7 protein-coding genes, 2 tRNA genes and 1 pseudogene are annotated in these 12133 nt (G+C 49.0%); 3 read left to right on the forward strand and 7 right to left on the reverse strand.

Annotated elements, in window-relative coordinates:
• Positions 1–101: 101 nt before the first annotated feature.
• The 5 genes from AAIE03_RS05235 to AAIE03_RS05255 all read right to left on the reverse strand — a co-directional run bounded on the left by AAIE03_RS05235 (position 102) and on the right by AAIE03_RS05255 (position 5655).
• Complete coding sequence (locus AAIE03_RS05235) at positions 102–1103, reverse strand: sigma 54-interacting transcriptional regulator (protein ID WP_112900220.1); 1002 nt, start codon at positions 1101–1103, stop codon at positions 102–104.
• A gap of 474 nt (positions 1104–1577) precedes the next feature.
• Positions 1578–2579, reverse strand: a complete 1002-nt coding sequence (locus AAIE03_RS05240; RefSeq protein ID WP_222116744.1) for a lytic transglycosylase domain-containing protein — start codon at positions 2577–2579, stop codon at positions 1578–1580.
• Positions 2580–2698: 119 nt separating this feature from the next.
• Positions 2699–3982, reverse strand: coding sequence for a hypothetical protein (locus AAIE03_RS05245; protein WP_105076847.1), 1284 nt, complete (start codon positions 3980–3982; stop codon positions 2699–2701).
• A 339-nt stretch (positions 3983–4321) separates the two neighbouring features.
• A complete protein-coding gene (locus AAIE03_RS05250; protein ID WP_498563164.1) occupies positions 4322–5113 on the reverse strand; it encodes an AvrPphF family type III effector in 792 nt (263 codons plus the stop codon).
• Positions 5114–5579: 466 nt separating this feature from the next.
• Positions 5580–5655 (reverse strand) — tRNA-Asn (locus AAIE03_RS05255).
• 290 nt (positions 5656–5945) lie between these two features.
• On the opposite strand from AAIE03_RS05255, the gene AAIE03_RS05260 reads away from it, so the two are divergent.
• Positions 5946–7745 (forward strand): DNA/RNA non-specific endonuclease, encoded by a 1800-nt coding sequence (locus tag AAIE03_RS05260; protein ID WP_498562849.1) that lies wholly within the window; start codon positions 5946–5948, stop codon positions 7743–7745.
• A 31-nt stretch (positions 7746–7776) separates the two neighbouring features.
• Positions 7777–7959 (forward strand): annotated as a pseudogene (locus AAIE03_RS05265) (2Fe-2S iron-sulfur cluster-binding protein); the annotation flags it as partial.
• A gap of 309 nt (positions 7960–8268) precedes the next feature.
• Here the strand turns inward: AAIE03_RS05265 and AAIE03_RS05270 are convergent.
• Positions 8269–9813: a methyl-accepting chemotaxis protein gene (locus tag AAIE03_RS05270; protein WP_042677810.1), complete on the reverse strand. Its 1545-nt coding sequence runs from the start codon at positions 9811–9813 to the stop codon at positions 8269–8271.
• Positions 9814–10611: 798 nt separating this feature from the next.
• Positions 10612–10687, reverse strand: a tRNA-Asn gene (locus AAIE03_RS05275).
• Between the two features lie 503 nt (positions 10688–11190).
• Between AAIE03_RS05275 and AAIE03_RS05280 the strand changes: the two genes are divergently transcribed.
• Entirely contained in the window at positions 11191–12114 is a 924-nt protein-coding gene (locus AAIE03_RS05280; protein WP_013026300.1) for a sugar ABC transporter substrate-binding protein, read from the forward strand.
• The last annotated feature ends 19 nt before the right edge of the window (positions 12115–12133 follow it).

Below are 12133 nucleotides of genomic sequence, written 5' to 3' on the forward strand. Positions count from 1 at the left end.
ATAAATTAATAGTTACGTTTTAATGAATACACGACATATTCAACTATTAAGTGGAGGGGGCTTTGTGTTAGTTCCATAATCATATTCAATTTATACAAAGATCATTCGTTACCAATATTTAGCATTTTTATTCTGTGATAAAGTGTACGTCGAGGTATCCCCAATTCATGTACAACGTTGTCAATTTTATTCTCATGACGTTTAAGGCAGTCTGTGATTAGACAACGTTCGATGCGGCGCAAACGATCTTTAAGCAATGTCGCGCCGGGTTCACGTGGGACAGAACTGTTTAAAGGTGAAAGCCCTAATACATAGCGTTCTGCTGCGGCCTTAAGTTCCCGAATATTTCCTGGCCAGGCATGCAATAGAAGCGACTCATCCAGTTCGAGTGAGCGGGCAGGGACGGGTTGGTTTAATCTCTCCGCTGCTTCAAAAGTAAATCGCTGAAATAAAGGAATAATCAGCTCAGCATTTGATCTTAAGGTTGGGGTCTGAATTTTAATTGTTGACAAGCGAAAGTAGAGGTCTCGTCGGAATTTCCCTTGTCCGACAAGTTTAATTAACGGCGTTTGGGATGCCGCAATAACCCGTAACTTTAATTCAATAGGCTGGGTTGAGCCAAGCCTGCATACGCTTCGTGTTTCAAGCACGCGTAGAAGCTTGGCCTGTAAAACCAAAGGCATACTATCAATTTCATCAAGAAAAAGAATACCATCGCCCGATGTTTCAATGTATCCGGGGCGTGAACTTATCGCTCCGGTATAGGCTCCAGAAACCACACCGAAAAGTTCACTTTCTGCAAGATTTTCCGGAATAGCCGCACAATTGACAGGTACCAGAGGCCCTTTAGCGCCTGAAAGTTCATAAATTTTACGCGTTAATGTATCTTTTCCTGTTCCGGTCTCACCTTCCAGAAGCAGGTCAACATCTAAAGGCGCGAGTGTTTCTATCATTTTGTGCAAGCTAGCATGGAAATCTGCTTCACCAGATTCAGTTTGGATGCGCGGAAAACAGGCGTCATTCTGGGCATCAGGGATTGCACACTCCCTGTTTTTTTCAGGAAAATCATATAATTCGTATAGTTTTTCTCGATTTGTAAGCATTTTATTCACCATTCCCCTTGAAATTACATCAGGTAAATCGGCTACCTGAATTAAAAAAATCCCATACTCAAAAAATTAAATTAACGCTTATTTCTTTAATTTAGTTAACTCATATCATTCATTAGCACTTCGTGACGAACTATCAGTTTCCTCTGAACTTACTGTAGGCAATCGCCTTTTATTTGTAGGGATATCCTTACCACGTTTGCTTTTCTTTATTCTTGTTGGGTATTATTGATGAATTTCTATGGGGACACGGCATTAGATCAACATTGCGTAGACAGGACTTAAAATGGAAGGTTGGTGAAGTCATTCTGCAGGATATATACTTAAGTTTCTGACACTAACGATTTAATCGTAAGTGTCGGATGGCTACTGGAGTTTATTTATAGTGGAGATTCCATGTTTATATTTTTTCACGATATGATAATGTAAGGCAGTATCTAAATCATACTGCCTGTAAATTAACTAAAATCACGCAGGGAGAGTACCTGTACCACTTTTGATAATGGCTGCGAAATTCTGAACTTTATTAACGTAAGTTGAATCGCCGGTACCATATTTTGAAATATCACTTAAATTACTTAGGTTCACATTTTCTGGCCCTGAATTGTAAGCACGCAATGCCGCACCATCGTCACCATTAAATTGCGCTTTCATATCTTTCATGTACAACGCTCCTGCCATAATGTTGTCATCAGGGTTGTTGGGATTTGCATCAGACTTAAGGAGATCTGGATATTTTGTTTGCAGATCCTTAAATGTGTTCTCGTTAACTTGCATGAGACCGGCATCAGTCAATCCGTTGCCACCGTTCGTTGATGAGGCATTGATAACGCCTCTTGATTCTTGATAGATCTGGCCTGCCAGCACTGCCGGATCAATGCCTGATGCTTTGGACGCTTTTTCAATGGCACCTTCAAAAGGTTTGAGACTTTCAGGTAGATGCAAACCGGATGATGAGACACCACTATTCTCCCCAACGCCTGATCCTGCTGGTTGAGAAGGAAATGCAGTTCCGCCATTTTCCTCTGAATTCCCTTGTTCAGGCTGATCAACATCTTCAGACTCATCAGTTTTATCTGAGCCATCGATATCATCTGAGCCATTGATATCATCTGAGCCATCAACATCACTCGCACCTCCAGTGGAGGGTGACTGAATACTACCGGTATGGTCATTATTTTTTTGAGAGCTTTGCATAAGTGACTGCATCATCTGCATCATCATTTGCATGAGTTGCATGATGGTTTGAGAAAGCTGTGCAGAGTTATTATTGGCATTGCTAGTGTTATTTGAAGCCTCATTATCTAATGGTGTTCCCGCATTACCACCAAAGTTGATATTTCTGTTATTAATAGGCTCATTACTCTGGGTGGGCGTATTCCTGTTGTTATCCAAATTGAGCGTAATTTCACATGAATTGACATGTAAAGGCATAGATGGCTGTGCATTGCTACCAGATATAGTATTCATTTTCCTATCCTCTTAATGTATTGACCATATTGTGACCTCATTAGGTCAATTTTAAGTAGGTTAAAAAATAATAAAGTTCCAGGTTCGATGTTATTGTATTCATAAATAAGATTTTTTAATCATCTCTGCATTTTTCCCTGGAATTGTTTCCCTAACCAACTGGCCGCACTTGTTATGGCATTTGGAGTTTCATGAATGGCATGACTCATGTCGTTACCCAATTTCTCGCCCATAATTTCTACGGCCGGAACTGACGCATAAATTGGTGCTAATCCTAAAGTGTTTACCAGATGACTCATTGCTTGCGTTGAGGCTGAACTGAAATGAGCACTGCCCATGGCGGCCATCACTGCGGATCGGGCCCAGCTGACGGCGCCAACGCCACCTGCCATAATCGCGGTTTTTCCCAAGCCACCTGCCGTTGCCAACGCCCGTAATGCTGCAGGCGAGTCGGTTATGACATCCAGTGGAAAAGAGGCGGCTCTTTTTACCCCACTAGTGACACCGTCTTTAAAAGGTGATGTGTTTTTAAGTGCGTTATATTGCTGAGCCCAGTCAACACGTGAAAAAAGATATTCGGGACCAATCCGGTTTTTTTTTAAATTGACTTCATTGTTAGTAACACTCATGAGTCCGCCAGAAACGATACCACCAACGGCAGAAAAATAGCTGTCTACCTGTGCAGCGACTGCCGGGCCTTTCCAGGCTGATACGCCTGAATTTAAGCCAATGCGTAGTGCGTTTCTTAAGCTATAGTACTGAATGGAAAGGCTGTTTTCTGCAGCAAGCGCAGTTTCGGTTGGCAGTTTTTTATGAAATATTGTTTGCATCACGGGTTCAAGTTCATTCTCTTTTGCTTGCATCCAGGTGACGTCCGCAGTCATTCGATTCAGAAGAGAACAGCCAAAAGTATCTGCAAGACTCGCTTGCATACCGGCATTCATGCCAAGAAGTGCAGCATGATGCGCAAACGATGATAGTACAGGAAATGAATCAATCGCCATCGATGAAGCCGCAAACGGAATGGATCTTACCGCACCTCTCAAAAAATGATTAGCTCTGTTTAACCGTATGCCTTTCAGAATTGTTGCTTCAATACTTTCCGGCGTTTCACCCATACTATGCAATTGCTTTGTCCTGGTTAGAATCATTTTATCCAGCGCATCACAATTATCAGCGTCGATATGCTTTTCAAAGATGCGCGATAATCTACTATGTATCGCTTTTTCATTAGGACTGAGTGCGCCTCTTTCCGTTGCGTCGTTAACAGAGCCGGTAGCCACTGATTGCGTCGATTCATTATGCGATATCGTTGTAGGCGTTGCATTCTCAGGCTGGTACTCTACTGCGTCATAATAATGTTCGTTTTGGCCGATTCGTGATGAGTCGGAAGACGTTCTCATAATAATTTCCTCATCTTTTTTTTGCAGGTGGGTAGAATCTAAAAAAGATCCCTTTATTAAAGGTAACGTATTTTGGATGCGTAGTGTCTTTAATTTTCCGCTGTAAAACCATGTTTGAAAATTTTTTTTCGAGTGTGGTGTAAATGTTGTTCAAATATGTATAGGAAGACTATCACTATTGTTATTAATTATGATCGATTCGAATGTTTTAATATATTTTTGCTACAGGTATGTCAGGCCTCACTGTCTGTATTAATAATACATAAGACCGACATTCACTGGTTTATTCATTGTCACATTGATGTTCTCAGTTTGAGCATACTAATCAATGTAAGCTGATTATTGTACGATTTGTACTGGAACACTCTTACCGTGGGGTAATGTGACAATTAAAGGCGCTGTATCCCGATCCCCTGTTATAGCTGAGCCGACATCAAAATAGACTTTACCACCACGTTGGAGAAAATCCCCTAATTTCATTTTAACAACAATATTATTAGGATTTTGCCGGCCGTACATCGCGGCAAAGGTATGAGCTTGAGAGCCTGCCATTACATTCAGTGTAGGGCCGAGATCACTTGCACGAGCTGGTGCCGGTGAATAGGCTTCAGCCGTTCCTACTCGCGCATCAGCATAAAATCTGCTCGATTGATTCGCTACTAATTTGTCATGACGCACAATTCTTGCCATTGACTCAGGATTCCCTTGTATGCAGCCGTTGCTGACATATCGGCGTTCGGTAGTCCGATAAAGACTGGTATTGGCGTTGAGGTTATGCATATACCTCATCGGATCGTGCTCACTTAAAAAACGTTCTTGTTCATCGGGCGGTAATTGCCTTACATGAGTGAGTTCAGGGGCTGGCGCCCGGTGGCCAGACCGTGATTGCGAGCGCTGGGGCATGCCATGGAGGCTATCAGAACGCGATTGAGTAGGTTGGCGGGTAATGCACATCGCGCTACTTCCGCTGCTGCTCGCGCTCTGAGCAGATAAAGGGTGCGAAGGCGTTGGTATGGAATCGTTACCTTGAGAGCGAGAAGGATGCGAAGTAAAACTGGTTTGTAGCCTTGGCATAGCACTGCGCATTTGACTCGTTGAAAAGGCCCCTGAACGCGAAGGAGGACGCTGCATGCTATTGACCTGCGTGTTGCTTTGCCGTGAAGAGGGGCGTTCTGGATAAGCAGAATATTGATAGGGATTTTGTGAACTTCTGGGGATATGTCCTGACACAATAAATCTCCGATAGGATTAATTTTCGTTTTTGTGTCAGCACGTTCAAAAATGTTCCACAGTAGCCATCATGTTATCTTGTTTTGGCAGCGCACCATGAGTCGCACTAGTTACACTGTCTATGCTTATCGTATGCGTGAAGCTAACGGGAAAGCGGCCTTAGCAGAGCTGAATTCCAGAGGGTCAACAACAGGTAACGGTTTTCAGATGGCTGACCTGGAAAAGTCTTAAACTTAAAACCACGATCAGGGTACTGGTCAGTGCATGTCACAATGACAATAACTTTTTCAACTCAGACAGGACAGAACTCAGGAGTAATAATGTTTAAAAGCCCGCTCAGGTTTCCCTGAGCGGGCTTCTTTAAATTTGGCTCCTCTGACTGGACTCGAACCAGTGACATACGGATTAACAGTCCGCCGTTCTACCGACTGAACTACAGAGGAATCGTGCTACAGGGCGCATATTAATGGAGTCGGCATGCTGAGTCAAAGCGGTTTTACCCGCTTTCGGATCGTTTGCTGAAGGATTCAGCAGCCTGGTTGTTTCATCCACAGTTTACCGCATGGCAAGGCCGTTCAAATCGTCAGGAAAGGCCAGTTTAAGACGCCGAAACAGTCTTATAGAGATCATGTTTTCTGCAGGTTAGCCACTGTGTCGCAGCGCCGCAATGTGCCGCCTGTTCCGTGATAAGCGGCTATGGTTAAAGAGAGCAAACCCAACCATGGAGATGCGAATGAACGAGCAACTGAAAGCGCAGATAGCCTCAAGGCTGGCGATCACGGCCGGGCAACGGCAGCAGACGCGCACTGCGCTCAGCCAGGGCCAGCAGGCGGAACCGGACTCACGACGAGCGCAGCGCTATGCGTTTCAACAGCGGGCACGCCAGAGCGTCATTATGGGCGCTAACGACTTGCTGCCGGTGTCATTTTTACAGCAGGGGTTACGCGCAGCACGCGCCGTCGCGCTGGTCAGAGAAGATGGCATACCTAAGGGAAGTGGATTTCTGACCTATGGCAACCTCTTCGTCACGAATCATCACGTGCTGCCTGAAGCCCCCATTTCGGGGCGCATCACGCTGCAGTTCGGTTATCGCCAGGGCGAATCCGGCGAAATTCTTCCGGGACGTCTCTATGCGGTGGATGCCGACAGCTTCTGGCTTTCCAGCCCGACGGAGGCGTTCGACTGTACGTTAATAGCGCTTGGCGAGGCGCTTACCGACAGCGGTGAGCAACCGCTGCCGCTGGCACTTAACGATCGTAATGATAAACATGCGCTGGGCATCAGCCTCAATCTCATCCATCATCCGGGCGGTGCGCCACAGCAAATCACGCTGCGCAACAATGCCCTGTTAGCACGTCACGAACAGTTTCTGCACTATGAGGCCGACAGTGAAGGCGGCTCGTCAGGTGCACCGGTCTTCAACGACGGCTGGCAGCTGGTGGCCCTTCATCATGGCGCCACAGAAGACAGCGGAAAATGGGTTAACGAAGGCATTCGCATGAGTGCGCTCACCGACTGGCTGAAGGGCGAGTTGCCAGCGCTGTCCCCGCATGGGCAGGCAATCCTGATGCAGGCGCTCACGGCCGATAATGCACCGCTACTGCCTGAGTCCAGTGCCGCCGCGCCAGATGAAAACTACGCTAATCGCGACGGTTTTCAGACAGACTTTCTGGCGGACAATCCTGTCGATCTGGCACAGATTATCGCGCCGCGTGCAGGGGAAGTCGCCCCTCTGCGTGACGGGCGCAACGGCGCTGATGCCAGGCTGAATTACGAGCACTTTTCTCTGCTGATGAATGCCGAACGACGGCTGGCTTTTTTTACCGCCACCAATATCGATGGGGCACGCTATATCAACATTGACCGCGGCAGTGGGCAACCTTCGCTGTTGCCCGAAGGTGACCGCTGGTATGAAGACAGCCGCATCGACAGCCGCTATGTTACTGGTCAGTCGTTTTATAGCGCGTTCAGTCGCTGGTTCGATCGCGGTCATCTCACCCGCCGCAGCGATCCCACCTGGGGCACGGCGGCCGAGGCGGTGCGCGCCAATAAAGACACGTTCCACTTCACTAATTGTTCCCCGCAGCATTTTCGCTTTAACCAGAGCGTGCAGTACTGGCAAGGGGTTGAGCGCTATATCCTGGAATATGGTGTGTTGAAGACTAAACAGCAAATTAGTGTACTGACCGGCCCGGTACTGAACGATCAACATCGGCAGTACGGGGATTTGCAGGTCCCGCTGCTGTTCTGGAAGGTCGTTCTGCGCATCGGTCCACAGGGCACGCCGCAGGCCACCGCACTGCTGGTCAGTCAGGATAAGCTGCTGGATGAGCCTCGCCGCGTATTGCCGCTTTTACAACCGGAAGCGGTGCCGCAGGTGGATGAATATCGCGTGGCGGTTCGTTCACTGGAAACCCTGACCGGGCTTGATTTCAGCGCATTTCGCGACTGGGACAGCTGGCAGCCCGATCCCAGCCTGCTGGCCGAGCCTGTGCAGGCAAAGCTGATTATGACGTGGCCGGAGCTATTGTAAACGCGAAGAAAACGTCACTGGCTGACGCCTCAAGCTGGGGCTGCATATTCCCAAGGCGTGCGGTATGGGCATCTTCGGCACCTGCAAGGTGAAATGCCTGGAAGGGGAAGTGGAGATGAACCACAACGGCGGCATCACCGATGAGGACGTAGAAGAGGGCTATATTTTGTCGTGCTGTAGCATTCCCAAAGGCAATATTGTCGTCGAGTTTTAACCCCATGCAGACGAATGCTTGCGGGGAGCATCCTCTTTTTTCCGACGTTGAGGCGTCAGTGAACAGCGAACCTCATCGAGATTCGCTGTGTAATGCCATTGTAAAAAACAGGCGGGAGCGCGTGAAAGGGGGGCTACTCCGGGTGTGGCGATTGTTGTCATACGTGCGCAACAACGGCAGCAATGCCAGCCTGAACCCTGTGATTTTCTGTGCTGTGGATCAGGGCTTTATTCCTGTGCCGGCACCCGTTGAACCGGGATGCTCTACGAAAACAGAAAATATGCTTCACCATGAACCCACAACCCGTTCTCAGACATGAAACGCCGCTACCATACCGCGCAGCGCCTGCGCCTGTTCAGACAGCGAACGCGAGGCTGAAGACGACTCCTCGACCAGCGCCGCATTGTTCTGGGTCACGCCGTCCATCTGACTCACCGCCACGCTGACCTGTGAAATCCCCTGCATCTGCTCGGAGGACGCCAGAGAGAGGGAGTCCATGGCCTCCGCCAGCTCGCCGACCATCCCGACAATTTTGATGATGCTCTGCCCGGTCGAGGAGGCCACGGCAACGCCGCTTTCCACTTGCTCAACGGCCTGTTCAATCAGGATCTTGATATCGCGGGCCGCCGTGGCGCTGCGCTGCGCCAGCGTGCGCACCTCACCGGCCACCACGGCAAAACCGCGGCCTTCCTCGCCGGCGCGCGCCGCCTCCACCGCGGCGTTCAGGGCCAGGATGTTGGTCTGAAACGCGATGCTTTCAATGACCGATGTAATGTCCCGGACTTTAGCGGCACTGACGGAAATATCCTGCATCGTGCCAGACATCCGCTGCACGTCGGCCTCACCCGAACGGGCCAGGCGGGCCGTATCTCGGGCCGATTCAGCGGTTTGCTGCGCGCCAGCGGTGTTGCTCTTCACCGTGGCGGTCAGCTGCTCCATGCTGGCAGCGGTTTCCTGCAGGGCGGCCGCCTGCTGCTCGGTTCGTGACGACAGCTCGGTGTTGCCCTGGGCGATTTCGTCGGCCGCCAGCGCCACGGAAGTGGAAGCATCCTTTATCTGCGATACCAGGCCGCGCAGCCTGGCCTGCATGCTGTCCAGTGAGGCGAGCAGGCTGCTGGTGTCGTTGCGACGCAGCAGCACGGTGGAGGTGAGGTCCCCGGAAGCGATGGTCGCGGCCAGCGCCTGAGCCTGTGCAGGTTCACCGCCCAGTTGGCGCATCAGCTTCCTGCTGATGACGAGACAAATCAGGGCGCCGGAAATGACGGTTGCAATGATGAGAGCAATAAAGGTTTTGATAACGCGGCTGGCGGACGCGTTACTTTCCACGGCGGTGTTTTCAGCAAAGGCACGCTGCATGTCCGTGAGTTCGTTGAGACTGGAGATAAGGATTTGCTGAGGGGGACGAACAACGTTGGTCAGATAATCTGCGAGGCCATTCAGTTGTCTCTGCCTGCCCATGTTTGCCGCCGTCGCGAGTGTCGTGAGCGCGGCCTGTTCATTCTGCTGTACTTTCCTGAGTAGGCCAATTTCCTGCTGGTTATGGTCGCGTTCGATCATGGATGCAAGCTCAGTGCGTTTCTGGGTATAAACCCCTTTCTGAGTTTCAAAGCGGCCCCACTCATTCTCAATTGCTTTTTGATCAGAGAAGAGCGCCATATTTCTCACCTCAACAAGCATATTTCTCAGCGCCGTACCTGCATCATTAGACAAAGTCACTTTTTTAAGGTTGGTGTTGACGATCTCATCAATATTCTGACGCGTCTCAAGCAGATTGCTGATTGCAACCGCTGAACTGATGACGAAAAGCAGTATCAAAAAAGCAAAGCCAGCAGACAGTCGTGTCGATACCTTCATCATTCTCTCCAGTTATGGTGTTGTCGTACCCATGTTGTTTTCGGCAAAGAACGAGTGAACCTAAGTGTCCTTTTCAGAAACCGCAGAACGACGCTTTTTTGTGACGGAGGGGATATCGGTAGGGGCTGACGCCATAAAACCCAATATTTTTATATCAACACGTGACTCAAGACTTCTGTTGCCTGTAAACATACCTGACCACGCCAGCGCTATGGGCAGCGCTTCCTTGCCCAATGCTGTCGCGGACAGCGCCACGCTTCACAAACAGAAAGCCTTGGCCGTGTAGACGTTAGCCAAACCGGGCGCAGAACAGCGCGGAAGAACCCAGCTTTCAACAGGATACCTCCTTTTACTGCGCCAGCCTGCGGGTCGGAATCTGAACCGACTTTTCCAGTTCTGTGCGGTTATGCGGGATTGATCTTCTTTTTCAGCCAGTTACGCATAGCGTCGCGCGGATGGCAGGAGGAGTCAGTGACGGGCACCTGATGCAATGCGGGATTCTTTTTGGTCGAGGCGCTCTCGGAGAGGACAGCGGCGTGAACCGTTCGGATGGACAAGCAGAGAAAGACGCTGTGAATCAGTCAGTATAAAAGGCGATCACAAGGGGGGATGCTGGGGCTTTTCACGTACGGCTGGGGAACAGATTTATGACGCTATTATCGAGCGGGAATGACGCCAATCAGATTTGCTGTTTCGCCGAATGCGCAGGTTAACCCCACTACGCATCGGAAAAATTTCTCACGCAGACGTAATAAAACCGGGTTGAAAGGCTTTAAAGCATGCCTGAAAACAAGAATTTGGCTCCTCTGACTGGACTCGAACCAGTGACATACGGATTAACAGTCCGCCGTTCTACCGACTGAACTACAGAGGAATTGTCAGAACGGGGCGAATAGTAGCGGCGCCGGTTAGGGATGTCAAAGCCCTCTTTCATGGTTTGCGTTTAAGTGCTCGTAAAAGCAGCGTATTGGTGAATATCAGACACATTCGCTTGCTTTTCAAACTGCTAACAGGATCTCACTTTAACGCCATTTCTCAGTAGATGTTAGACGCATGTCAAAGTTTTGTTATTTGACGATATCAAAACGCTTGTTTCAGTGCTTTTATGATAAAAATTTCAAAAAATAAATATATGGAATAAACAAACTGCTTGGCGCCTGAAAGTGGGATGGACGTACCAGCGCCAGAACGATACCGTCAGCATGTTAAGTAAAATCATGCGGATAAGAAAAGCAGTGGTGATTTTAGCAAAAGCATCAACGTAGTCGTCTTACCTCAAATTTTCCATAAAAACGCCGGCGAGGCGGTGTGAATGTAAAAGATATTTTTCATTCAAAACGTAAATCGCTAGCAAGTTAACAAATAAGAAGGGTCCCTATGAACATCAAAAAAACGATTGTTGCCTCACTGTTAGCCTGCATGTTGCCCGCCGCTGCGATGGCGAAAGATATTTCCGTGGGTGTTTCTATGGCGGTGTTTGATGACAACTTTCTGACGATTGTGCGTAACGCTGTACAAAATGAGATGAAAAAAGATGGCGTCAAAGGCCAGATCGAAGATGCCAAAGGCGATGTGGCCCAGCAGCTCCAGCAGGTACAGAACTTTATTGGACAGGGCGTTGACGCCATCATTGTTAACCCCGTCGACACTGACGCCGTAAAACCCATTATCGATCAGGCGTCCAAGGCCGGTGTGGCGTTGGTATTTGTTAACCGTAAACCCCAGGCCCAGCTAGGCGACAAAATGGCGTTTGTGGGCTCTGACTCTGAACTGGCGGGCCGTCTGCAGATGGAAGCCCTGGCGAAGGCGATGAACGGCAAGGGCAACGTTGCCATTTTATTAGGTGATCTGGCTAACGAATCGACCCGCGAACGCACCAAAGGCGTGGAAGCCGTAGTGGCGAAATACCCGAATATTAAAGTGGTGCAAAAGCAGACGGCGAAATTCAGCCGCAACGATGCGGTAGATGTCGTGAGCAACTGGATGACCGCTGGCGATGATATCAATGCCATCGCGTCAAACAATGATGAAATGGCGATTGGTGCCATTCAGGCATTAGGCAAGAACGATAAACACATTCTGGTGGCAGGCGTGGATGGCACACCGGATGCGTTGCAGATGATCAAGAACGGCAAGATGGTGGCCAGCGTATTCCAGGATGCAAAAGGGCAGGGTGAAGGCGCTGTTCAGACCGCAATCAAACTGGCAAACGGTGAAAAAGTGCAGAAGATTGTTGATATCCCATTCCAGCTGATCACCAAAGACAACTACACCAAATATACCAGCATGAACCAAAAATAAACGTCTGAACCCGTAGTAC

The sequence above is a fragment of the Pantoea sp. Ae19-2 genome, assembly GCF_059801205.1.

Bases quoted from the DNA above. Each gene is read 5' to 3' on its own strand.
- AAIE03_RS05235 (WP_112900220.1), bottom strand. From the start codon at position 1,103: ATGCTTACAAATCGAGAAAAACTATACGAATTATATGATTTTCCTGAA.
- AAIE03_RS05240 (WP_222116744.1), bottom strand. From the start codon at position 2,579: ATGAATACTATATCTGGTAGCAATGCACAGCCATCTATGCCTTTACAT.
- AAIE03_RS05245 (WP_105076847.1), bottom strand. From the start codon at position 3,982: ATGAGAACGTCTTCCGACTCATCACGAATCGGCCAAAACGAACATTAT.
- AAIE03_RS05250 (WP_498563164.1), bottom strand. From the start codon at position 5,113: ATGCAGCGTCCTCCTTCGCGTTCAGGGGCCTTTTCAACGAGTCAAATG.
- AAIE03_RS05260 (WP_498562849.1), top strand. From the start codon at position 5,946: ATGAACGAGCAACTGAAAGCGCAGATAGCCTCAAGGCTGGCGATCACG.
- AAIE03_RS05270 (WP_042677810.1), bottom strand. From the start codon at position 9,813: ATGAAGGTATCGACACGACTGTCTGCTGGCTTTGCTTTTTTGATACTG.
- AAIE03_RS05280 (WP_013026300.1), top strand. From the start codon at position 11,191: ATGAACATCAAAAAAACGATTGTTGCCTCACTGTTAGCCTGCATGTTG.